Source organism: Dyadobacter fermentans DSM 18053, assembly GCF_000023125.1.
GTDB lineage: Bacteria > Bacteroidota > Bacteroidia > Cytophagales > Spirosomataceae > Dyadobacter > Dyadobacter fermentans.
On sequence record NC_013037.1, the window covers coordinates 6405081 to 6427986 of the forward strand.

19 protein-coding genes are annotated in these 22906 nt (G+C 52.9%); 7 read left to right on the forward strand and 12 right to left on the reverse strand.

Features of this window, described 5'->3' with window-relative positions; translation table 11 throughout:
* Positions 1-194 precede the first annotated feature (194 nt).
* The gene (locus DFER_RS26460; protein WP_041735530.1) at positions 195-1136 is read left to right on the forward strand and encodes an Rpn family recombination-promoting nuclease/putative transposase; all 942 of its coding nucleotides are present in this window, start codon (positions 195-197) and stop codon (positions 1134-1136) included.
* A 5-nt stretch (positions 1137-1141) separates the two neighbouring features.
* On the opposite strand, the gene DFER_RS26465 is transcribed toward DFER_RS26460, so the two are convergent.
* The 3 genes from DFER_RS26465 to DFER_RS26475 all read right to left on the reverse strand — a co-directional run bounded on the left by DFER_RS26465 (position 1142) and on the right by DFER_RS26475 (position 3683).
* Complete coding sequence (locus tag DFER_RS26465; protein ID WP_015814741.1) at positions 1142-2368, reverse strand: DUF4374 domain-containing protein; 1227 nt, start codon at positions 2366-2368, stop codon at positions 1142-1144.
* A gap of 8 nt (positions 2369-2376) precedes the next feature.
* The gene (locus DFER_RS26470; protein WP_015814742.1) at positions 2377-3057 is read right to left on the reverse strand and encodes a hypothetical protein; all 681 of its coding nucleotides are present in this window, start codon (positions 3055-3057) and stop codon (positions 2377-2379) included.
* An 86-nt stretch (positions 3058-3143) separates the two neighbouring features.
* Entirely contained in the window at positions 3144-3683 is a 540-nt protein-coding gene (locus tag DFER_RS26475) for an RNA polymerase sigma-70 factor (protein ID WP_015814743.1), read from the reverse strand.
* A gap of 222 nt (positions 3684-3905) precedes the next feature.
* Here DFER_RS26475 and DFER_RS26480 point away from each other — a divergent pair, with 222 nt between their 5' ends.
* The 6 genes from DFER_RS26480 (at position 3906) to DFER_RS26505 (ending at position 12821) form a co-directional block, all read left to right on the forward strand.
* Entirely contained in the window at positions 3906-6281 is a 2376-nt protein-coding gene (locus tag DFER_RS26480; protein WP_015814744.1) for a TonB-dependent receptor, read from the forward strand.
* A 49-nt stretch (positions 6282-6330) separates the two neighbouring features.
* The gene (locus DFER_RS26485; protein ID WP_015814745.1) at positions 6331-7359 is read left to right on the forward strand and encodes a sensor histidine kinase; all 1029 of its coding nucleotides are present in this window, start codon (positions 6331-6333) and stop codon (positions 7357-7359) included.
* Positions 7360-7398: 39 nt separating this feature from the next.
* Positions 7399-8166: a LytR/AlgR family response regulator transcription factor gene (locus tag DFER_RS26490; RefSeq protein ID WP_015814746.1), complete on the forward strand. Its 768-nt coding sequence runs from the start codon at positions 7399-7401 to the stop codon at positions 8164-8166.
* A gap of 128 nt (positions 8167-8294) precedes the next feature.
* On the forward strand, positions 8295-10427 hold the full coding sequence (locus DFER_RS26495; protein WP_015814747.1) for an ATP-binding response regulator: 2133 nt from the start codon (positions 8295-8297) through the stop codon (positions 10425-10427).
* Between the two features lie 121 nt (positions 10428-10548).
* Positions 10549-10935: an iron chaperone gene (locus DFER_RS26500; protein ID WP_015814748.1), complete on the forward strand. Its 387-nt coding sequence runs from the start codon at positions 10549-10551 to the stop codon at positions 10933-10935.
* Positions 10936-11015: 80 nt separating this feature from the next.
* On the forward strand, positions 11016-12821 hold the full coding sequence (locus DFER_RS26505; protein ID WP_015814749.1) for a hypothetical protein: 1806 nt from the start codon (positions 11016-11018) through the stop codon (positions 12819-12821).
* Here DFER_RS26505 and DFER_RS26510 read toward each other — a convergent pair.
* The 9 genes from DFER_RS26510 to ccoS all read right to left on the reverse strand — a co-directional run bounded on the left by DFER_RS26510 (position 12818) and on the right by ccoS (position 22886).
* Positions 12818-13840 (reverse strand): response regulator, encoded by a 1023-nt coding sequence (locus DFER_RS26510; protein ID WP_050774774.1) that lies wholly within the window; start codon positions 13838-13840, stop codon positions 12818-12820. The two genes, DFER_RS26505 and DFER_RS26510, sit on opposite strands and share 4 nt — an antisense overlap.
* A 59-nt stretch (positions 13841-13899) precedes the next feature.
* Positions 13900-15129 carry a PAS domain-containing sensor histidine kinase gene (locus DFER_RS26515; RefSeq protein ID WP_229206121.1) on the reverse strand — a complete coding sequence of 410 codons (1230 nt, stop codon included), beginning with the start codon at positions 15127-15129 and terminating at the stop codon, positions 13900-13902.
* Between the two features lie 78 nt (positions 15130-15207).
* Positions 15208-16572 carry an oxygen-independent coproporphyrinogen III oxidase gene (hemN, locus tag DFER_RS26520; RefSeq protein ID WP_015814752.1) on the reverse strand — a complete coding sequence of 455 codons (1365 nt, stop codon included), beginning with the start codon at positions 16570-16572 and terminating at the stop codon, positions 15208-15210.
* Positions 16573-16674: 102 nt separating this feature from the next.
* A complete protein-coding gene (locus DFER_RS26525; protein WP_015814753.1) occupies positions 16675-17436 on the reverse strand; it encodes a sulfite exporter TauE/SafE family protein in 762 nt (253 codons plus the stop codon).
* Between the two features lie 2 nt (positions 17437-17438).
* The gene (locus DFER_RS26530) at positions 17439-17876 is read right to left on the reverse strand and encodes a FixH family protein (RefSeq protein WP_229206122.1); all 438 of its coding nucleotides are present in this window, start codon (positions 17874-17876) and stop codon (positions 17439-17441) included.
* A gap of 30 nt (positions 17877-17906) precedes the next feature.
* Positions 17907-19229, reverse strand: coding sequence for a cytochrome c oxidase accessory protein CcoG (gene ccoG / locus DFER_RS26535; RefSeq protein WP_229206123.1), 1323 nt, complete (start codon positions 19227-19229; stop codon positions 17907-17909).
* Between the two features lie 120 nt (positions 19230-19349).
* Positions 19350-20390 carry a cbb3-type cytochrome c oxidase N-terminal domain-containing protein gene (locus tag DFER_RS26540; protein WP_015814756.1) on the reverse strand — a complete coding sequence of 347 codons (1041 nt, stop codon included), beginning with the start codon at positions 20388-20390 and terminating at the stop codon, positions 19350-19352.
* Between the two features lie 147 nt (positions 20391-20537).
* Entirely contained in the window at positions 20538-22682 is a 2145-nt protein-coding gene (ccoN, locus tag DFER_RS26545; RefSeq protein WP_041735534.1) for a cytochrome-c oxidase, cbb3-type subunit I, read from the reverse strand.
* Positions 22683-22727: 45 nt separating this feature from the next.
* The gene (gene ccoS, locus DFER_RS26550; RefSeq protein ID WP_015814758.1) at positions 22728-22886 is read right to left on the reverse strand and encodes a cbb3-type cytochrome oxidase assembly protein CcoS; all 159 of its coding nucleotides are present in this window, start codon (positions 22884-22886) and stop codon (positions 22728-22730) included.
* Positions 22887-22906: the final 20 nt, after the last annotated feature.

Here is a 22906-nt window from a genome sequence, read left to right on the forward strand (position 1 = left end):
GAACAGAATTCTTATTTCGCCAATCGGTTGAAGTATTGAAAACGGAAGAGCTTACCGTTTGGAAATAAGTAGCGCGATTGCTCATTTCCCGAAGGCCGCCTGCTAAAAATTGACTTAGCAAACGGCCATGCGACGACGCAGCTGTGAGGCAATCATTTAAATTGAAGGCCAATCAACTTCTATCAGAACACACTATGGAAATGCCTGGAATGGGAAGGTTCATCGACCCGCTCTCTGATTTCGGTTTCAAACGAATTTTTGGCTCGGAGGCCAATAAGGACATACTTATTGATTTCCTCAACGTGCTTTTCGCCGGTGAAAGGCTGGTGGCCGATCTGACATTCGCTTCAAACGAGAACAATGGCCGGATACCGATCCTCCGCCGGGCTATTTTCGATTTGTGCTGCACGGGAGCCGATGGAGAACAGTTCATCATTGAAGTGCAGCGCGTGCGGCAGGAATATTTCAAAGACCGGTGCCTGTACTACTCCGCATCCCTGATCCGCGACCAGGTGGAAGCAGGTGGTACCAATTGGAGGTACGACCTGAAACCGGTGTACCTGATCGGCTTAATGGATTTTTGTTTTGAAGATTCGGATGACGGTCACTATTTGCATGAAATCCGGTTGATCAAGAGAAGCAACGGCCAGGTGTTTTACGACAAGTTTGGTCTCACATTCATTGAAATGCCTGCTTTCCAAAAAAAGGAATCGGACCTTTCGACCGAGCTGGACAGGTGGCTGTATTTGTTGAAAAATTTGAGTAAATTGAATATCGTTCCGCCGGTTTTGACAAATCCTGTTTATCAAAAAGTTTTCAGAGTAGCAGAAGTTTGTAACCTAAATAAAGAAGAAAAAATGGCTTGGGATGCATATTTAAAAGCAAAATGGGACAACGAGAATTCCATGGACTACGCAAAGAAGGAAGCGATGCGGGTAGGGCATGAAGAGGGGCATAAAGAGGGGCATAAAGAGGGGCATAAAGAAGGTATGAAGGAAGGCATTAAAAAAGGTCGCGAAACCGGCATAGAGCTCGGCAAACGCCAGGTGGTGAAGAACATGCTAGCCAAGGGCTTTGACATGCAGACGATCTCCGATATTACCGGCCTGACGTTCGAGCAAATACGGAATGCCTGAGCGTTCTATTCGTTGAGCCGTTCCAGGCGTAAAATGTACTCGGTGTCGTCGCTGAGTTTCAGGCCTTTTTTTAATGAGCCCGTCGCCGGGTTGAACTGCCATACATAACATCCCTCGTTACCGGAACTAACCGTGATGTGCGCTATTCCGTCTTCGACCAGCACACATTGCCGGACCGTTCCCTTGTCGAGTGGCAGCGGGAGGCGGCTGGTGGTTTGCTTTTCGAGATCCAGCAGATAGAAGTCAAAATGGGGGACTTTGTAGTGGTCTTTCATGCCGGTGTAGAGCCCTTTCCGTTCAGTTCTTACGATGGCTTTTCCATTGCCCACGTACCAGAATCCGTAGCCATGGTTCTGAATGGGCGATGCGGAAATATTGAAAAAATAGTCACTGTCGATTTCTTCCTTTGAATGCCTGATACGGAAAATGCCCGTCGGTTTTTCGGGGTAGTTTCCAGACGCGATGCCCGGACAGGCGATGAAGTAAAAATCCCCGTTTTCGGTCACAAATGAATGGCTCTGGCGCGTATTGACGCCCCCGGGGTACACCGAACGTGTGTCCTTAAGAATCTTCAAAGTTTTGAGCTGAGGATATTCCAGCACGGCTGTGTAAATGGTGTCTCCGGTAGTGTAGTTGTTAAGCGCGTAGGTGTGATAGCAGTAGCCAATGTACAGCTTGTTATCCAAAAACTGAGAAAATCCGATCGAGAGCCAGTTATAGCCGCCGAAAGGAGCGGGGATGGGCATTGTTCCCTGGCTTACCGTCAGATCGCTCACTCTTATCTTGGCATACCCGACCGCCCGCGCCTTGTCGTCATAGCCCATAATCATCAGCGAATCGCGCGTGAGCCAGTTGTAGTTTTCCAGCGATGAAATTCCTTTGAGGGCGATGGCCGTGTCGCGGACGAACTCGCCGTTTGCAACTTTGTATCTTACAAAAGACCCCGTCCGGCGGTCGACGCTGTAATACCGGCCGTCGCGGACGATGAGATCATAGTAAAGTGGCGCAGGCACCACCCGCGCACCAGCCCGCTCCGGATTAATTTCACCCGAAGCCAGCGAATCGGCTTGAAGGATATATTCTTTGCCATTTTTCATCATGGCATAAATGCTGTACTTCCTGGCTGGGGTTTCCTTTTCCTCCGGGGACGTTTTACGGCAGCCCGTCAGCAGCGTAATGGCACAAAAAATCAGCAATGCGAAGTGAACGACACCCCGGTAACGATGTATCATGAGTTAGGTCAGATATTGAACTGATGCATGAGCTGCTTCAAAACGAGCGGCGGCAGGCTTACCATGGCACCTTCCTCAACGATAATCACCTCGCCGGTGCTCGCATTGCCGCCGTAGTTGAGCGCAATGTAGTTTTGGCCTTTTTTTAAAGAAACGGTCTCTTTGTTCAGGGTAGGATTGGCGCAGGAGCCCTGGAAAGTGAGTTCGATATCCTCCTTGGGATTGATCAGCACCGCTCCGCAGAAGTCCATAATGCCCGTTTCGCTGTTGATCGCCACATTACTTTTGGGCGCAATGGATAGTGTAAATTCTTTTTCGTAAAGATCCTTATTTTCAGTGCCGGAAATATTGTCAAGGGCAATTACTTCCTGTTTGACAGACCCTTGTTTGTTGATGTAAAGAACCGACCCCAACGCCGCTATCAGGCATGCCGCAACCGCCGGCTTCCAGAATGTGCGGACGATCGTGCGCCTTACTTCCTGCACGCGCGGCGCTTCATGGGATGACGGTAACACCGCAGCGATCCCATCCCAGATTTCGGACTGTACCGATATCTTTTCCGCCGGCGTGGCCCATTCCACGGCCTCGTCGGTGTCGTCGCTGAGCAGCCATTCCTCTACAACCGCCTTTTCATCGTCGGTGCAACGGCCATGGTGGTATTTTTCAATAAGTTCTTTACTGATCTTCATTCACGTACTCCACAGTTCGGTTGGTGATGCTTCCTGAAAGTAAAAGTAGCATAAATTGGGGATAGCCGTAAGTCGCACCGGCGATTCTAGTGCATATATTCGGCGAGATTGGCGCGGAGCGTGGTGAGCGCGCGGGTAATGTGGTACTCGACGGCCCGCTCCGAGATGAGCAGTGCCGAAGCAATCTCTTTGTTGCTCAGGCCTTCCTCGCGGCTCATTTTGTACACGCGCCGGCATTGGCAAGGTAACGTGTCTACCAGGCCATCAACCTTGTTTTTGAGGCTGTTATAAAGGATTTCGTGTTCCGTGCAATGCGTCCGGTCGCAGTGGTCGGCAAAAGCGATCTCGTTATGCTCTTTGCGCGACTTCGTGTTTCTAAGGTATTCGAATACCTTGAACTTGGCCGAGCGCAGCAGGTAACGCTCCACGGAAGTAGTGATTTCCAACTCGTCCTTTCGTTCCCACAGCGATTTGAATATTTCCTGCACCATACCCTTGGCAGGCTCCGGGTCGCGGATGGTGTTGTAGCATACCGCGTAAACTTTCTCCCAGTAAGCCAGGTAGATCTGCTTAAAAGACTGTTCGTCTATCCGGAAAGGAGCATTATCAGTGGTATGGACGGTCATGCAATTGGGCGCAAGCGAATCGATCAGGCAAATATAGGCCTTTGTTTATAATAAGTCCAAATAAGTTATTTCCATAAGGCATCATTTCAAGCCCGTGTACGCCACGATTCCCCCACGTCAGCCGCCGTTTCGCCTGCCGATCGCGCCGGTTGGGCCGGATTAGCTTTTTAAACACAGCATGTTATGTGGAATTTTGGTTTAACCATTTACAAAACATAGCCGATGAAAGCATTACTATTAGCCATGACATTTCTTTTAGCTGCCAATCTTTACGCACAGGAGGGCACGCAGGTCGTCCGCGGGACCGTCCGCGACGAGGTTTCCAAATCACCGGTGATCGGCGCGTCGGTGCTGCTCGTGCGGGAAGCAGGCGAGAGCCCGGTAGGTGCCGTTACCGACGTCCGGGGCGATTTCAGCATTCCGGGTGTGCCGATGGGCCGCCAGTCGTTTCAGGTAACAATGGTCGGATATGAGCCGCAGCGACTGTCGAATATCGTCGTGACGGCTGGTAAGGAGGTGGTTTTGAATGTAGCCATGACCGAGGCGGTGCAAAACCTGAACGAGGTGGTGGTGACGGCAGATCGCAAGAACGACAAAACCAAAACCAACAACGAGCTGTCGCTGGTGAGCGGCCGGTCGTTTAATGTGGATGATACCAAACGATATGCCGGTGCATTGGGCGACCCGTCGCGTATGGCGGCCAATTTCGCGGGCGTGGTGTCGGGCGACGATTCCCGCAACGACATTGTGGTGCGCGGAAACTCGCCATCCGGCACGCTTTGGCAGTTAGAAGGCCTCAATATCCCCAATCCCAACCACTTTGGCTCATTTGCCGCCACGGGCGGACCCGTGAGCATGCTGAACAACAACGTGCTCGGCAAGTCCGACTTTCTTACCGGGGCCTTTCCCGCCCAGTACGGCAATGCCCTAGCAGCCGTGTTTGACCTGCAACTACGTGAGGGCAATAATCAGAAACATGAATTAATGGGGCAGGTGGGGTTCAACGGTTTTGAACTTGGGGCCGAAGGTCCTTTTTCCAAAAATTCAAAAGCATCGTTCCTCTTGAATTACCGCTATTCCACGCTCGGGCTGTTTAAGGCGCTCGGTTTGCAGTTCGGCACCGGCACGGCCATTCCCGATTATCAGGATTTGAACTTCAAAGTAGCCGTGCCGACCGGTGCGAAAGGAAAACTTACGCTATTTGGCATAACCGGAAGCAGCGACGTCAATTTTTTGGGGAACGAGGTTGATACCACGCTCACAAATCTCTATGGAACAGAGAATACCAATACGCGTGTCAGATACGGGACAAACATTTTCGGACTGGCCTACGAACACAACATCAGTCCCAAAACCTTCGCGAAACTGACCCTCGGCATGAGCACCACGCGGGAGCGTTTCAGCGGCGATTCGATCAGCAATGTAACCCGCGAGGCGTTCCTGAGCGGCGAAGCCCGGTATAATACATCCAAATACTCGGCTGTTTTGAATGTAAGACATAAAATGGATGCCAAAAACAGCCTCTACGGCGGCGTGACGGTGGATTTGCTCGATTTTGACCTTTACAGCCGGTCCATTTATCAGGGTGGGAAGATCGACACCGTGAGGGCGAATGTGCGCGGTGAAAAAACGGTGCTCACGCAGGCTTACGCACAATGGAAGCACCGGCTGTCGACCGGCCTTATTTTCACTACCGGCGTGCATTTCCAGCATTATAACCTGAACAACAATGTAGCGGTGGAGCCGCGGGCGGGTTTGCAATATACATTCGGCAAAGGGCAGTCGGTGAGCGTGGGCTATGGGCTGAACAGCCAGGCGCAGAACATTTACACTTATTTTGTACAAACGCCGGGAGAATCGGGGCCGGTGCGGACCAACAAGGACCTGGGTTTTACCAAAAGCCATCATTTTATGCTGAGCTATCAGAATCGCCTGACTGATAACCTGTTGCTGAAAATCGAGCCTTACTACCAAAAATTGTTCGATGTGCCGGTGGAGCAGCGCCCGTCCACTTACTCGGCGCTGAATATGGGCGCTTCCTTTGGCCCGTCCGACCGGGATAGCCTGGTCAACGGAGGCACAGGGCACAATATGGGTATCGAAATGACCCTGGAAAGGTATTTCAACAAAGGCTACTATTTCCTGCTCACGACTTCGCTCTTCGATTCGAAATACAAAGGCAGCGACAAGGTGGAGCGCAACACGGCATTCAACACGCGCTACGTGGTTAATGTGCTGGGAGGCAAAGAGTTTCGGTTGGGGCGTGATAATTTGCTGAGTGCCAATATCAAAACATCGCTCGTGGGTGGCAAATACATTACCCCGCTCAACCTGGCCGCCTCTCGGCTCCGGGGCTCGGCTGCCTACGACGAAAACCGTGCCTATTCGCTCCGGCAGAGCGCTTACTTTCGGACCGACATCCGGTTTTCGTACCGCCGCGAAATGCGGAGAAGCACGATGGAATTTTCGATGGATTTGCAGAACGTCACAGCCCGCAAAAACATTTTCCAGCAAACCTATAATCCACGCACGAACGAGCTCGTGAACCAGTATCAGCAGCCGTTCTTCCCGGTACCTTATTTCCGGTATACATTTTAATTGAAATTTGGCGGGTAAACGAGTAGTTTGCCCGCCGAAATTCACTGCGATGAAAGAAAACGCTTACACGCTCAACGACAGGAAATGGCGCATGATCGGCATCCCGCTTCTGGGTATGGTCATCCCCCTGATGCTCCATTTCGACGAGTTCCTGAAATTAAGCCGGCTTTTCTTTCTCAGCTTCCTCATGTCGACATTGCTTACCCTCACATTCTGGGAGGGTAACCGGTACATCATCATCTGGATGCGCCGGATTTTTCCGGAATATAGTCAGACCGGCCGGCGGATAGCGGCACAAGCCCTGCTGGCGGTAGCGTACGTGTTACTGGTTTGCCTGCTCCTGGATGAGCTATACTACAAGCCGGTTTACCACGTGAGCGTGCTCGCGGTAGGGTTCAGGATCAGCATTGTGCCTACGGTGATCGTTTACCTGGTGTATGAAGCCGTTTATTTTTTTGATGCCTGGAAAATGAATGTAAGGAAAACGGAAGCGCTGATGCGCGAGAATGTGCAGTCGCAGCTGGAAGTGCTCAAAAACCAGCTGGACCCGCATTTTTTGTTCAATAGCATGAATACGCTGGCGGCGCTCATCGACGATGAAAATACCGCTGCCCAGGATTACCTCGAAAAGCTCTCGGACGTGTACCGTTACGTGCTCGTGAGCCGCAACAAGAACACGGTTCCGCTGAGTGAGGAAATCGCGTTTGTGGACGCTTATGTGTATCTCAATAAAATCCGGTTCAGGGACAATTTGCAGGTGGAAAAGCAGCTTTCCGGCACCACATTGGCACACTATATTGCCCCGCTGAGCCTGCAAATGCTGATCGAGAATGCGATCAAGCATAATGTAGCTACGCGCGAGAACCCGCTTGTGATTGCCATCCGTGACGACGGCGACGGGTACCTTGCAGTTGAAAATAACATTTCAGAAAAAACCATCCTGGAAAAATCCACGCGCGTGGGCTTGCAGAACATCATCAACCGCTACGGCCTTCTGACCGACAAAGAGGTGAAAGTAACGCGCGATGAGGCACAATTTACCGTCAGGATTCCGCTGCTGGACCAATCGGTTGAATAAAAAACACATGACACCGGGGCGAACGAACGCCCGATAGCTATGAAAATACTGATTATCGAAGACGAATATCCCGCAGCCGAAAGGCTGGAAAAGCTGATCAAAAAACTCGACCCGCGCATGGAGGTGCGGGCGGTGCTGGAAAGCGTGGAAGCCGCCCGCAAATGGTTCGCGAATGCCGAGCCGGTGGACTTGATATTTTCCGATATCCAGCTCGCCGACGGGCTCAGTTTCCAAATATTCGAAGAATTCCCCGCCCACAGCCCGATAATTTTCACCACCTCGTACGACGAGTACGCGATCAAGGCATTCCGCGTCAAGAGCATCGACTATCTTTTGAAACCGATCAAACTGCCGGAACTCGCTGATGCGATCCGCAAGTATGAAGAAATTCGGGAGGATTTTTCGCCCAAGGCCTACGCCCGGAAGGTCGAAAGCCTGCTTGATAGCCTCGAAATGACCAAACGGCCTTTTAAAACAAGGTTTCTCGTCAAAAACGGCGAACAGCTGATCCCTATCAACCAGGAGCACGTCGCGTATTTCTTCACGGCCAATGAAATGTCTTGCCTTGTCGCCACCGACGGCCGGCAATACCTGGTAGATTACAAGCTGGAAGAGCTGGAATCGCTGGTGGACCCGATGAATTTCTTCCGGCTCAACCGCCAGTTCATCGCCCGCATCGACGCCATTCAAAAAATTCACACCTATTTCAATGGTAAACTCAAAATAGAGCTCCGCCCGCAGGCATCACAGGAAATCGTGGTGAGCCGGGAGAAAGCGCCCGCATTTAAGGCGTGGCTCGAAACCTAGCGCGCGTCATCTTTGTGTAACCCGTCCCAGGGATTTTGTAGACTAAAATAATAGGCGGCTCGCGTTTTCGTGATTTGTATCCGCTTATTTACCTTTGTCCCGAACCATCCCGCTAAAATTCGGTTCGCATGATGAAAATCCCTTTGCGCCCGTTGTCCCGGGCATTGTTTATCTGGACTATCCTGCTCGTAGTCATACTGGGATCGTTCGTGTTTGTGATCTTGCTGACGCGCGTCAAATCGCAGACGATCCGGCAGAATATCCAGGAGCTCAGCAAAGACGTGAACGGCTACCAGAGGATCGATACCTGCATTTCATTGCTGTATGTGGCCGAAAACAACAGCCGATTATTCATCATCACGCAGGATTCGGCCTATTTCCGCTCCTTTACCAGTCAGCTGCAAACCGTTTCCAATATCCTTACCGAGTTTGAAACCGAGCGCAATCACCGGCCATCCGCATTATCGGGACTGGTGGAAAGCAAGCGCGAGCGCAACGACGAGTTTATCCGGATGAAAATCCTCGTCGACAGCCTGTTCGCGCTCTCCGTGCAGCGCAGCGAGCAGGGCGGGCAGGAACCGGCCCCGCAGCGACCGGCGATCAAGGTCAAGAAGACTTCCAAAGTCGATTCGGTGATCGTGGAAGACCCTCAAAAGAAAAAGCGGGGCCTTTTCAAGCGGATCGCCGACGCGATTTCCAACAAGGGCGACAACGACGTAACCAAGGAAAAAACGAAAGTCATCATCCAGCGCGACTCGCTGATCATCCCTCCAATGCTACCGCGGGACCTCGATCTGAGCCGTTATGAAGAATACAACCGCGTAAAAAGGCAGCTCAACGACGCGGAGCGGCGGTTGCTTTTTCTGAACGGAGAGCTTTTTGCGAACCTGCAATTGACGCTCAAAACGCTGAAAGCCGCCGAAGAGGAGAAAGCAAGGGCAGTCCGACGTTTGCTGCTATCCGAAACCTCCGACGAGTTTGAAGAAGTAAACCTGCTTTTCTGGGCCGGGGCTATGGTGGTGATGCTGATGACGATCATCATCATCCGAAACCTCGTGAAACTTTACCGCAACGACGTCACCATTGTCCGGTACGCCTCCATGGCCACCGAGGCCGCGAAGCAGAAGGGTGAATTCCTCGCGCAGGTCACGCACGAAATTAGGACGCCGCTCAATGCGATCATCGGGTTTTCGCAGCTGATGGACACCCAGCGCCTCGACGGGCAGGAAAAAGAAAGCGTGGACGCCATCCAGAGTTCGTCCCGCATATTGCTCACCCTGGTGAACGACCTGCTCGATTTCTCCAAACTCGAAAGCGGAAAGCTGACATTGCAATACCAGCCATTCAACCCGGTGGATGCGGTGAACGAGGTGGTGGCGCTTATGCGCGTGCTGGCCAGCGAAAAGAACATCGAAATTGAACCGAAAATCGCCATCGGAAACCGGGTATGCCTGCTGGGCGACGAGTTCAGGGTCAAGCAGGTGGTGATCAACCTGCTCAGCAATGCGATCAAATTCACGCCTGCCCGCGGGAAAGTGGTGGTGGAAGCCAGCCTCGACCAGTCCGAAGGGCAAAAGAAATGTTTGAAGATCAGGGTAAAAGACTCCGGGATCGGCATTGCGCCGGAGCATCTCAAGGAAATATTTGAGGATTTCAAACAGATCGGCGCCGCCTCGGCGGGGAAGCCGGGAACCGGGCTCGGGCTGGCAATCTGCAAGCGCATTGTGGAGCTGCATGGCGGAAAAATCTCCGTCGAAAGCGTCGTGGGCAAAGGTTCGGAGTTCAAAATAGGTATACCGATGACCGTAGCCGAAAAGGCGAGCGCGCCGCCGCAGGTCCGCAGCACTTTGCCGGAGGTTTCTCTGGCGGATTTTAAAGGTAAAAAAGTGCTGGTGGCCGACGATACCAAGCTGAACCTGGTGTTAATGAGCAGGTTGCTGGAAAAGCATGGACTGGCATTTGACCTGGTAGGTTCCGGCGACGACGCCCTCGATCGCTTTGAAAGCGGGCATTACGACCTCGTTATCACCGACATTCACATGCCCGGCATGGACGGCACCGAACTTACGCGTCACATCCGCCGCAGCACCGACCCGACGAAGGCCGCCATACCGGTGATCGGTTTCACCGGCGACCTTTCCGACCGCGACAAGGATTACTACGCAGCCCTCGGGATCAGCGGTGTTTTGAACAAACCATTCTCGGAAAAGGAATTCCTGACCGTGCTCAGCCACGCTTTCGGCACGCAGGGAACCCGATAATCCGCGTTGCATGATAAGGAAATGATCATCAGATATTTATAATGCGCTTTATTTTAAAAGTTTAAAAATATATTTGAATCATTATTCCCTTATTCACAACATTCTCAAAACGAGCTTGATCATGGCAAAAACAGATTTCAAATCCGTTGATGAATACCAGGATACATTTCAGGGTGAGAAAAAGGAACGGTTGCAGGCGATCCGGCAGACGATCCGCGAGGCCGCTCCCGACGCCGAGGAGGTGATCAGCTACCAGATTCCCGCTTACAAGCATTTCGGTTTTTTGATTTACTACTCCGCTGCCAAAAACCACATTTCATTATCCTATCCGTACAGCGCGGCGCTGCTGGCAGAGTTTAAAACGGAGCTTTCCAAATACAAAATGAGCAAATCGGCGCTGCAGTTGCCCGATAAGGAACCCCTGCCGCTGGACCTGATCAAACGCATTGTGCAATACCGCATGAAGGAAAACGAGCTGGCGGCCGCTTCGAAGCCCTCGAAAAAGTGAATGGTGCGCGGGCATGACGTTTCTCAGTATCGCAGCTAAGCGCCATCAGTTTTCTAACGGCAACAGCCCGGTATTTTTGGATGAATTATCAAGACCTCATCCAAAACATGATGCCGCATACATTTCATATCCCGGTCCTCGGGCTGGGATATTCCATCGATACCCCCATTAAAGTCGCCAAATATGGCATTTCATCGGTCGCGTCCATCGTCGACGACGAGCTGATCGAGCGCATGCGTGTGCATTATGCCCGCCAGTGCGGCGAGGACGACACGCCCATTACCAAATCCGAGCCCGACTACCGCGCCCGGAGGATTACCGCCTACCTCGACCTGATGCACGCCATTGTGATCGACGAATTCGAACAGCTGAAAAGCCAGCCACTGGGCCGCAATAACGACATCGACCGCTATTTCGGCCTGTTACCGGCACATTCGGAACTCAAAATGCGCTATGAAACTGTGCTGGCCATGCCCGATGGCCACGACAAGGATGTGGAAGCGACCGCGCTGAGGGCACAAATGATCGCCGGAGATATTGACGTGAACATCATGTCGAAGGTCGATAAAATGAATACGGACGCCGACGGTAACCTTCTCGAAGAGATTTTTACAGATGCATTGGCCGCGCTGAGGGGCTTTGCGCAGAGCAAATTATCGTCCTCGATCATATTGTCGGCAGGGATGAACCCACGCCTTTACAGCTACCTCGAAAGTTTCGCCGATTTTTTTCCTGATGCCGAAGGAAACTTCCGCAAGAAAGTGATCCTCAAAGTGAGCGATTACCGTTCGGCACTCATCCAGGCCAAGTTCCTGGCAAAAAAGGGCATCTGGGTTTCGGAGTTCCGCATCGAGTCGGGGCTGAATTGCGGAGGGCACGCTTTTGCGACGGAGGGCAACTTACTGGGGCCTGTTTTGGAGGAATTCAAAAACCGGCGCGTCGAAATGTTTACCGAAATGCTTGCGCTTTATGAAGCTGCATTGGAAAGCAAAGGCATTGCGCCCGTACACGCGCCGCGCACGCGCATCTCCGTGCAGGGCGGGATCGGTACGGCCGAGGAGAATGCTTTTTTGCTGAAACATTACGGCATTGAGGCAACAGGCTGGGGAAGCCCGTTTCTGCTCGTGCCGGAAGTGACGAACGTGGATCAACCTACGTTGCATAACATGGCCAATGCCGGTCGCGACGACTATTTTGTGAGCGACTCGTCGCCGTTGGGCGTATTGTTCAATAACTTCAAAAACAGCAGCGCCGAAAAGCAGCGGCTCGAACGCATTGCCAAAGGCCGGCCGGGCAGTCCGTGCAACAAACGTTACCTCGTGTCGAACACCGAGTTTACCCAGGAACCGATCTGCACGGCTTCACGGCAGTATCAGCAGTTGAAAATAAAGCAATTAATGGCCCTCGATCCGCAGCCTGCCGACTTGCAGGAGCAGATCGGCGCGGTAACGGAGAAATTGTGCCTCTGCGACGGCCTGAGCACCGCGGCGCTGATCAAAAACAACCTCATGGAGCCGCGCGAAAATAGTGCGGTAGCCATTTGTCCGGGGCCTAATTTGGCCTGGTTTTCAGGTATTTACTCGCTGGATGAAATGGTAGGACATATTTATGGCAAGGTAGACTTGCTGGCGAAGAACCTGCGTCCGAATATGTTCATCAACGAACTCAATCTGTACGTCGATTATCTCAAAAAGGACATCGAACGCCACACGGCTGCGCTCAATGACAAGAAGGCGAAATACTTTTCAAAATTCCGCGCCAATTTGCAGGAAGGGATCAATTATTACAAAAAACTGATCCCTGAAATTACCAATCAGACGGTTGCGTACCGGCAGGAAATGATGGCGCAGCTGGAAGCGATCGAGGGGAGGTTGGCCGGATGCTAATTGCGCATCCGGGCTAGTTTTTCATATTCCAACACGGTGATCTGGCTGCCTTTCATATCCACAAGGCGTTCTTCCTTGAAATCTGAAAGCGTCCGGATCACCGTTTCGGTGGCGGTACCTACCATGGAAGCGATATCTTCGCGGGTGACGGCCATCGAAAACGGTTTCGAACGGTCTTCCTGGTAGCGCTGCACCAGCATTACCAGCGCCTGCGCCACACGCTTGCGAACCGAATTGTAGGCCAGCTGCAAAAGTCGCTCTTCCCGTTCCTTGATTTCGTTGGAAAGCATCCGGATGAACTTGGAAGCCACTTCGCGGTTGCCTTGCAGCAGGTTGAAGAAGTCATCCTTCGGGATCATTGCCACCTCCGATTTTTCCAGCGCAATGGCCGTTTCTTCATAAGGGGCGCCGTGCAAAAGGTCGAGATAGCCGAAGAATTCACCTTCTTTCAGCAGGTCGGTAATGTATTCTTTCCCGTTTTCATTTGATTTATAGGCTTTTACCTTTCCTTTTTGGAGGAAAAAAACGTGGGACGGAAAGCTGCCTTCGGTATAAATCGTTTCCTTTTTACGCAAAATCTTGACCTTCTTATCTTCCGCCAGCTTCACGATCGGGTCGAATGCCTGCGCTTCTTTAATGAACTGATCCAGGCCTTCGGCTGACCGTTCGAATTGCTTTTTCAGCCGGTCGCTCTTTTTGAGACGCATTTCGACGGCGTTGAGTAGTTCCACGTCGTCATAGGGCTTGGTGAGGTAATCGTCCGCGCCCATGGTCATGCCCTTGCGGTAATCTTCCTTCTCTGCCTTGGCGGTGAGGAAGATGAATGGAACGGATGCCGTGCGCTCGTCCTTGCCCAGCATGTGCAGCACGCCGTAGCCGTCCAGTTCGGGCATCATAATATCGCAGATGATGAGATCGGGGAGGTGCTGGGAAGCTTGCTGAACGCCTTCTTTGCCATTTTGGGCGGTTAGTACCTCGTAGTTGGCAAGTTCGAGGATCTCGGCCGTATTCTCCCGCATTTCGGGGTTGTCTTCAATCAAAAGTATCTTTCTCGTTTCCAAAATTGGTACGGTTAGTGTCAGGAGTCGATTTTAATGGGTTCGCGGTTAGGCAGCTCCACAAAGAATGTGGTGCCTGTGTTCACTTCGCTCTGGAAGCGCACGGTGCCGCCCATGAGCTCGATGTAGTTTTGTACAATGTTGAGTCCCAGCCCGGTGCCTTGCGCATTGCCCGCATTGTGGGCGCGGAAAAAACGGTCGAAAATGTGTCCCTGGTCTTTCTCGGGAATACCGATGCCCTGGTCCTGCACTTCAATGCGGATCAGCCCGCCCCAGTTTTTGATCCTCAGAAAAATGGATTTACCCATTTCCGAATATTTGATCGCATTCGAAAGCAGGTTAAAAAGCACATTGCGGAGGAGCTGCTTGTCGAGCCAGGCATGGGCTTCGCCTTCGTAGGTGAAGTTCATTTGCTGCCCTTCCTTACAAAGTCCCTTAATCTCTTCGATCAGGTTTTTACAAAACTCATTCAGGTCGGTGAGCACGGGAATGGCGTGGATTCGGCCTTCTTCCAGCTTGCCGATGGACAGGAAGTCGTTCAGGATCTCCGTGAGGTTGGTAACAGTGGATTTAATGCGCTGGACGTGCTTCTGGCGCTTTTCTTCGTCCTCGGTGCGGGCGTAGCGGCCAATGAGCGAGGCCGACGACAGAATAGTCGCCAGCGGTGTACGGAACTCGTGCGAGGCGATTGTCACGAACTGGCTCTTCATATTGTTCAGCTCGCGCTCCTTGGTGAGTGCACGCACCACCTCTTCCTGCGACTGCTCAATGCGCTTGATCGCCGCGGCCAGTTCTTCCGTACGCTGCTGCACGCGTTCTTCCAGTTCTGCATTCAGTTTTTGTATTTCCAGGTTCGCCTCGATAATGCGGCTTTCCTGCTTTTTACGCTCGGTAATGTCAATCACAAAGCTCACGACGAATTCGCCGTCGCTGGTTTTGAACGGGCTCAGGCTCACTTCCACCGGGAACTCGGAGCCGTCTTTGCGCCGGGCAAAAAGGTCCATCATATGTCCCATACCGCGCGCCCTGGGCGCTTCCAGGTATTCGTCGCGGTAGCCCACGTGGTTTCTGTTAAACCGTTGGGGGATCAGCGTTTCCACTTTCCGGCCGATCAGCTCGCGATCGGTGTAACCGAAAAGCTCCTTCGCTTTGGGGTTAAGCATTACAATGTTTGCCTGTTTGTCCACCACCACGATCCCTTCGGTCGCGTGTTTGAACAGGGCATCCAGCATCTCGATATGCCGTGTCATCACCTGCGTATGAATTAAAATATCCGTATCAAACATACCAAAGTACAGGACACAGGTGAACACCGCAAGAATTCATGATTAAACTGTTTGGCTGAATAGCGTGGTTTGAGGTAAATCCGTCCATAAACGGGCGTCGAATGCCATGCACACATTGCGCACGAAAGCCTTGCCTTTTTCTGTGATCCTCAGGCGGAAAGGCTCCACTTCAACGAGCCCGTCGAACTCCATTTCCGACAATCTTTCGAGGGCCTGATATACTTCCATGCACACTTCCGACGTGCTGGCCCAGGAAGTTTCAAAACCGGTCATGAGGCGGAGAATGTGTTTTCGCATGATGAGGTCTTCGCGGCTCAGCTCATGGCCGCGGAATACCGGCAGTTCGCCGGCGGCGAGTTTTTTGTAGTAATCTTCTACTTTCTTCTCATTTTGGGCATAGCCCCACCACGAATCGGAAATGGACGATGCGCCCAGGCCGATCAGCAGCTGCGTGCGGGTGTCGGTATAGCCCATGAAATTCCGGTGAAGGCGCTCCTCGGTGGATGCCTTATAGAGCTCGTCGGTGCGGAGTGCAAAATGGTCCATGCCGATATCCTCGTAACCCGCCAGTTCCAGCGCGCTGCGGCCGGCTTCGTAAATCGCCATCTTGTGATCGGCATCGGGCAAATCCTGTTCCGTGTAGCTCCGCTGGCCGGGTTTGATCCAGGGCACATGCGCGTAGCTGTAAAATGCAATGCGGTCGGGGCGGAGCTGGATCACGCGCAGCATGGTTTGCATCATCGAGCAGTTTTTCTGCTGCGGCAATCCGTACACAATGTCATAGTTGACGGACGTGAAGCCGATTTCGCGGGCTTTCAGCGTGAGGTGTTTTACCTGCTCGAACGTCTGGTGCCGGTTGATCATCGCCAGCACCACCGGGTTGAAATCCTGCACGCCAATGCTGATCCTGCGGAAACCGACGGAATACAGCGCTTCCAGATGCGCGTCGGTAGTGTTTCCGGGGTGCGCTTCGAAGCCGAAACGGGCGTCGGTATGCACATAAGCCTTGTCGAGCAGGCCTTTAACGAGGTTTACCAGATTTTCAGGACTAAAAAACGTAGGCGTGCCGCCGCCGAGGTGTAATTCCCGGATCACCGGCTTTTCATCCCCGAACAGCTCGCAGTACATGCTCCATTCCTTCAAAACGGCCTGGATATATTTGCTTTCAACAGCGTGATTGATCGTGATCCGTGTATTGCAGCCGCAATAGGTGCAAAGGCTTTCGCAAAACGGCAGGTGGATGTATAAACTGATCCCTTCCTTTTGGTTTGAAACCGTGAATGCATCCCGCACCAGTTCTTTCCATTTGCTAATGGCAGGAGGGGTTTTCTGCCAGTACGGAACGGTCGGGTAGCTGGTGTACCGTGGCCCCGGGATGTTATATTTGAATAGCAGGTCCTTGTCCATTGTTGAAAGTTTTGATGTAGATGATAAATCAAAACTACCCACACGCCGAAGGGAAAAACATGACTTTTATCATTCGAAAAACAGACTTCTAACCGGCTTTTATCAGCGCGGAACGCCGGCACCGCCCCGCTCACGCGTCACAAGTGCCGGTGTGGCGGGATTCAGCGGCAGATCGTGATTTCGTGCGAATGATTGGCGTGGGTGGGGTAGGAGGAGGGCATCAGGCCGCGCGCGACGAGCCATACGCCCGCAATGGCCATGAGTATGGGAGTAAGCTTGCGGATGCGGGTCCCGCAGCGCGGGGGTAAATTGCAGTTTCGCGAAGCCCAGCAAAAGCATGGCAGGCATGGTGCCAAGCCCGAACAACGCCATAAATGCCGCGCTGGCCCAGGCATGGCCGGTGGCAACGGAGCTCATCAGGGCCATGTACACCATTCCGCAAGGGACGGCGCCATTGAGCATGCCGAGCAGCACCATGCTCGGTAGATCTGTTTTTTTTATGTAAACACCCATCTTTTGCTTCACGCGGCCGATAGCCCGCTGCCAGAACAGCGGCATGTGCAGCCGCTGCCCGAGTGCCGAAGGCCAGACAGTGTAACCCACCATGGCGATGCCGATGGCGACGGATGCGTACCGCAGCACGCCAAGCCAGCCCAGTGAGGCACCCAATGTACCCACCAGCAGGCCAAACAGCGCATAGGTGAATGCGCGGCCCGTGTGGTAGGCAAGCACGCCGGCCACCTGCCGCGCACGCGAGCCTTTGTGCACGGGTAACGCGAGCGCGATGGGCCCGCACATGCCTACACAATGGAAGCTGCTGATAAGCCCCATCGACACGGCGAGGTATGGCAGGACGGAGATCATCGTCAGTGCGCGATCACAACCACCCCCTCGTTCCAGAAGGTTTCGTTGTTGCCTTTCCAGTCGACCTGGATTTTATAACGCCCCGCCGGGATTTGCGACAATGCGACGCTTTGCCCGTGGTCCTTCGCCTCGATCGCGAACTGGCGGTCGTTGCGGTCGTCGGACGGGCAGTACATGCGGATCAGGCCTGAAATGGCCGAATCGGCCACCGTTGCCGGATAATGGATCTGTAAATCGCTTTCTGTAACGGTCCACGAGAGCGGTTCGGCCAATGCGGAGGCGCGTGCGGCCTTGTCGATCTTGCCCTGGAATTTCAGCTCTTCTTCGTAGTAATGGTCCGTTACGAGGTCTATCTTCTGTCCTGCGCTCATGCCTACCAGCAGCAAGATCATTGATATAAAGCTGACGTAGACTGCGGCAATGAGGGCTTTCCAATTCATTTTCATCGTGTTCTGGTATGAGGTTAATACTTATTCTTCCGGTGCGATAAATGTAGTCTCGATCGTTTCGAGCTGCCGGTCGCCCTGCGACAGGGATAGTTTTACCACCGTTTTGCGGCTTTTCAGTTCCGTTTTTGGAATAATCACAAACACGGTCCCCTCGGACATCCCCGCGGCGTCGAGCGTCAGGTCGGGTGACCCGGCGAACAGCAGCTTTCCGTGCGGGGAGTCGAGGCGAATGGAGGGTTTGATGATGCGATTGGTTTTGTTGAATATCTTGAATGTGTACAAGTTGCTGATCGTGCCGTCGCTGTTTTCGATGTAGCGGCTGCCGGGCGCGCGGAACAGCGTGGTCTGAGTATCGGTGCGCGTAGCCACCACAAATCCCAAAGCCGACCAGAGCAGCACCAGCACAGCCGCATAGCCCCACGTTCGCGGGGTGATTACCTTCGTGGTTTTCTTAACAATGGCATTCTCGGACGTGTAGCGGATCAGCCCCCGGTCGAACCCGACCTTGTCCATGATCGCATCGCAGGCGTCGATGCACGCGGTACAGTTTACGCATTCCATCTGGGTGCCGTTGCGGATGTCGATGCCCGTCGGGCACACGGCCACGCATTGGAAGCAGTTGATACAGTCGCCTTCCGTACGGTCGGAGCCTTTGTGCAGCTTTCCGCGCGGTTCGCCGCGCTCGTGGTCGTAGGCTACGTTAATCGAGTTGCGGTCGAGCAGCACACTTTGCAGGCGGCCGTAGGGGCACACCACCGTACACGCCTGCTCGCGCAGCCAGGCGAAGTTCCAGTAGAAAACCGCCGTGAAAAGCACAATGCCCGAAAACAGGCCGATATGCGCTTCGATGGGTTCGGAAATGATTTTGGACAACTCATCCGTGCCCAGCACATAAGCGAGCAGCAGGTTGGCAATGGCGAAGGATACGATCAGGAAGAGGGTGTATTTCAAACCCTTTTTCATGATTTTTTCCGGTGTCCAGGGTGCTTTGTCCAGCAGTTTCTGCTTACCGGCGTCGCCTTCAATGGCATATTCGATTTTGCGGAAAACCATTTCCATAAAAACCGTCTGCGGGCACGCCCAGCCACACCATAACCGACCGAAGACCGTCGTGAACAGCACGATGAACACGAAAAACGACAGCATCGTAAGCCCGAACAGCCAGTAGTCCTGCGGCCCGATAAAAACACCGAAAACAATGAATTTCCTTTCAATCACATTCAACAGCACGAGCTGCTGCCCATCGATCCGGATGAACGGAACGATGAACAGCAGCGCGATGATCGCTATGCTGAATGCCACACGGCGGTTATGCCACTTACCTTCGGGCCGTTGCGGGTACAAGGGACGTGTTTCTGATTTTAAACTTCGGCTGTCGGCAATCGGCTGTCGGCTTTTTTGCTTTCCCCCCAAGCCATTCATATCTGTCGTTTCCATTTCTACCTCATCTTTCCGGATCATCGATCATTTCTCAACAGCCGACAGCTGATCGCCGACAGCCGAAGTTTCTACCAGTTCGCCTTGCGGCTCTTTCGCATTGGCTGGTTTGGTGCCTTTGAGTGAGATCACGTAGCTCGCTACCTTCTGAATGTCGGTAGGTGAGAGTTGTTTTTCCCAGGAGATCATCCCTTTTTCAGGCACACCGTATTTAATCACTTTGAATACATTCTGAATGCCGCCGCCATGCAGCCAGTAGTCGTCCGTCAGGTTGGGGCCTACCGTGCCGCCGCCGTCGGCTCCGTGGCATGCGGTACATTTTTCCTGGAAGATTTTCTGCCCGGCGTCCACACCTGCCTTGTCGCTGAGGAGCGTCACGGAGTTTTCGTCCATGCTGGCACCCACTTTTTCCATGTAGGCCTTCTTCTCGGCTTCGGCTGTTGCGATTTCCTTTTCAAGCTCCGCGATTTGCAGGTCGCCCAGGCCGCTGAAATAGTAGGCCGAGTAAACTACGGCAATGAAAATGGTGGTGTAAAACAGGAATTGCAGCCAGGGGGGCATCCGGTTATCAAGCTCCTGAATGCCGTCGTAGTCATGCCCGTCGATCAGAATATCCCTTTCATCCTTCACCGACACGCTGATACCCCGGAATTTTTTCCACCAATGCGCGCTGAAAACGTGGGTAGGCACCTGGTTGGAAGCATGGGCCGACTTGTTGAGCACGTTCATCGCCGAGGCCAGCAGGATACCCAGCTGAATGATGATGAACACCAATGCACCCAGCAACACATAAAGGATCAGGTCCAGCTCGGTAACGGCACGGACTTTCTGCGTGGCATCCTGCGCCGAAGCCGGCAATGCAATGCAGCCAAGCAGGATGAGCGACAGCAGCGTCTTCGTCGCGATACCGTCGTTCAACGGAATGCTGCGCATTTTATCGAGCTTCTTGTTATCGAGCCCCCACACATAAATGAGCAGGCCAACGAAAAAAACAAAGAATATCAGTAGCGAGATGAGCGGATAAATGCCCACGCCGGCGATGGTTTCGAGGTAGTTGCGGAATTTCATAGAAGTTTAATTTTGAATGATTGAATGATTGAATGACTGAATAAGTATGGATTATAAATGGACCGATCGGGTTTTGAAACTTTACAAGTGCCTGGACTTTCATTCAGCTATTCAATCATTCAATCATTCGGTCATTCAATCATTCACTCATTTTTTAATATCAGTCCCAAGCCGCTGCATGTAAGCAATCAGCGCGATGATCTCTTTGTTGGCTGCGGTTTTGATGCCGCTTTGCTTCAACCGCTCCTGAATTTCCTTTTCCTGTTTCACGAGATCGGCGTTGGCCTGGTGTTCGTAGCCTTTTTCGTAAGGCACGCCCAGCGTTTGCATGGCTTTGATCTTCGCTTTGGTCGTGGTCGTATCCAGATCGTTTTCGAGCAGCCAGCCGTAGCGCGGCATGATGGAACCGGGCGACATGGAGGTCGGGTCTTCCATGTGGTTGTAATGCCAGGAGTCGGGGTACTTGCCGCCCAGGCGTTGCAGGTCCGGACCGGTGCGTTTGGAGCCCCACTGGTGCGGGTGGTCATACACGAACTCACCCGATTTGGAATACTCCCCGAACCGCTCGATCTCTGACCGGAACGGACGGATCATTTGCGTATGGCACACGTAGCAGCCTTCGCGGACGTAAATGTCGCGACCCTGCAATTCCAGTGGCGTGTAAGGTTTCACGCTCGCAATGGTAGGCACATTGGATTCGACCAGGAACGTCGGGATCATCTCGATCATCCCGCCGATCGCAACTGCTACCAGGGAGAAGATCGTCAGCGCGAGCGGCTTGCGTTCCAGCAGCCTGCGGTGCCAGTATTCGCTCTTCTCGGCATGCCAGATCGCGTTCAACGGCATTGCTTTGGCAGTTTCTGTCGGGACGAGCTTGCCTTTCAGCGCCGTCATCCAGAGGTTATAAATCATCACCACAAAACCCACGAGATATAATGTACCGCCTACGCTTCGGAGGAAATACAGCGGTTTGAGGGCCGTAACGGTTTCGAGGAAGTTAGGGTATTTCAAAAGCCCTTCCTGTGTAAACTCCTTCCACATGGAGCTCTGTACCCAGCCCGCCCAATACATGGGAATGGTATAGAAGATGATCCCCAGCGTGCCGATCCAGAAGTGGAAATTGGCGGCTTTGGTAGAGTAAAGCGGGCGGTTGTATAACCTTGGGAACAGCCAGTAAAGGATACCGAATGTCAGGAAGCCGTTCCAGCCGAGCGCGCCTACGTGTACGTGTGCCACGATCCAGTCGGTGTAGTGGGCAATGGCGTTGACGTTTTTAAGCGAAAGCATCGGCCCTTCGAAAGTGGCCATTCCATAGGCGGTAATCGCTACCACCATGAATTTCAGCACCACATCTTCGCGCACTTTGTCCCACGCACCACGCAGGGTCATGAGCCCGTTCATCATACCGCCCCACGACGGCGCGATGAGCATCACCGAAAACACCGTACCGAGCGTTTGCGCCCATTCGGGCAACGAGGTATAAAGCAAGTGGTGCGGCCCTGCCCAGATATACAGGAATATCAGCGCCCAGAAGTGTACGATCGAAAGCCGGTAGGAGTAAATGGGCCGGTTGGCCGCTTTGGGCAAAAAGTAGTACATCAAACCCAGGTATGGCGTCGTAAGGAAAAACGCTACCGCATTATGGCCGTACCACCATTGCACGAGCGCATCCTGCACACCAGCATACACCGAGTAGCTTTTCATGAAAGAGATCGGCAGCTCCACGCTGTTTACCACGTGCAGCATGGCCACGGTCACGAAGGAGGCGATGTAGAACCATACCGCGGCATAAATGTGCTCTACGCGGCGGTTGATGGTCGTCATAATGATGTTCACCAATGCGGAAACCCACACGACGGCGATGGCAATGTCGAATGGCCATTCCAGCTCGGCATATTCTTTGGAGGTGGTGAAACCCATGGGTAGCGAAATGGCCGCGCCGAGGATAATGGCCTGCCATGCCCAGAAATGGAAGCGGCTCAGCGCCGGACTCCAGATCGGCGTCCGCAGCACGCGCGGCACGGAATAATAAAGCCCGGTAAAGAAGCCGTTTCCGACAAATGCAAAAATCACCGCATTGGTATGCAGCGGCCGGATGCGACTGAACGTCAGGAACGGCAGGTCAAAATTGAGGTTCGGGAAAACGAGCTGCAAAGCCGCCAGCAAGCCCACGAGCATACCGATAAGCCCGAAAAGGATGGTAGCGATAGCGAAGTCCCGGACAATGCGGTTGTCGTATTGAAATTCATCCAACTCAACGGAGGCGAGGTCGGGATGGGGAACGTTTGACATAACTTGGTGGAGATAAATGGTAAAAATCAGTTCAGATGAGTGGCGTCAGGTAGTGCTGTTCTTTTCGGAATCATCGAGCAGGATGCGCACCGAAGGCGTGTAATCGTCGTCGTAATGGCCCTTCCGGACCGACCAGATGAACGCGCCGAGGAATCCCAGCGCCACCAGCAAGCTGGCGATGATCAGCAGATATAATGCGCTCATGATGAGGATCACGTTGGTTG

What these genes read in the sequence shown, in the direction of transcription:
- DFER_RS26505 (WP_015814749.1), top strand. Translation starts at nt 11,016, where the DNA reads ATGAATTATCAAGACCTCATCCAAAACATGATGCCGCATACATTTCAT.
- DFER_RS26540 (WP_015814756.1), bottom strand. Translation starts at nt 20,390, where the DNA reads ATGAAATTCCGCAACTACCTCGAAACCATCGCCGGCGTGGGCATTTAT.
- DFER_RS26525 (WP_015814753.1), bottom strand. Translation starts at nt 17,436, where the DNA reads ATGATCTCCGTCCTGCCATACCTCGCCGTGTCGATGGGGCTTATCAGC.
- ccoN (WP_041735534.1), bottom strand. Translation starts at nt 22,682, where the DNA reads ATGTCAAACGTTCCCCATCCCGACCTCGCCTCCGTTGAGTTGGATGAA.
- DFER_RS26465 (WP_015814741.1), bottom strand. Translation starts at nt 2,368, where the DNA reads ATGATACATCGTTACCGGGGTGTCGTTCACTTCGCATTGCTGATTTTT.
- DFER_RS26460 (WP_041735530.1), top strand. Translation starts at nt 195, where the DNA reads ATGGAAATGCCTGGAATGGGAAGGTTCATCGACCCGCTCTCTGATTTC.
- hemN (WP_015814752.1), bottom strand. Translation starts at nt 16,572, where the DNA reads ATGGACAAGGACCTGCTATTCAAATATAACATCCCGGGGCCACGGTAC.
- DFER_RS26470 (WP_015814742.1), bottom strand. Translation starts at nt 3,057, where the DNA reads ATGAAGATCAGTAAAGAACTTATTGAAAAATACCACCATGGCCGTTGC.
- DFER_RS26495 (WP_015814747.1), top strand. Translation starts at nt 8,295, where the DNA reads ATGATGAAAATCCCTTTGCGCCCGTTGTCCCGGGCATTGTTTATCTGG.
- DFER_RS26490 (WP_015814746.1), top strand. Translation starts at nt 7,399, where the DNA reads ATGAAAATACTGATTATCGAAGACGAATATCCCGCAGCCGAAAGGCTG.
- DFER_RS26475 (WP_015814743.1), bottom strand. Translation starts at nt 3,683, where the DNA reads ATGACCGTCCATACCACTGATAATGCTCCTTTCCGGATAGACGAACAG.
- ccoS (WP_015814758.1), bottom strand. Translation starts at nt 22,886, where the DNA reads ATGAGCGCATTATATCTGCTGATCATCGCCAGCTTGCTGGTGGCGCTG.
- DFER_RS26510 (WP_050774774.1), bottom strand. Translation starts at nt 13,840, where the DNA reads ATGCGGGAGAATACGGCCGAGATCCTCGAACTTGCCAACTACGAGGTA.
- DFER_RS26485 (WP_015814745.1), top strand. Translation starts at nt 6,331, where the DNA reads ATGAAAGAAAACGCTTACACGCTCAACGACAGGAAATGGCGCATGATC.
- DFER_RS26515 (WP_229206121.1), bottom strand. Translation starts at nt 15,129, where the DNA reads ATGACACGGCATATCGAGATGCTGGATGCCCTGTTCAAACACGCGACC.
- DFER_RS26480 (WP_015814744.1), top strand. Translation starts at nt 3,906, where the DNA reads ATGAAAGCATTACTATTAGCCATGACATTTCTTTTAGCTGCCAATCTT.
- DFER_RS26500 (WP_015814748.1), top strand. Translation starts at nt 10,549, where the DNA reads ATGGCAAAAACAGATTTCAAATCCGTTGATGAATACCAGGATACATTT.
- DFER_RS26530 (WP_229206122.1), bottom strand. Translation starts at nt 17,876, where the DNA reads ATGAATTGGAAAGCCCTCATTGCCGCAGTCTACGTCAGCTTTATATCA.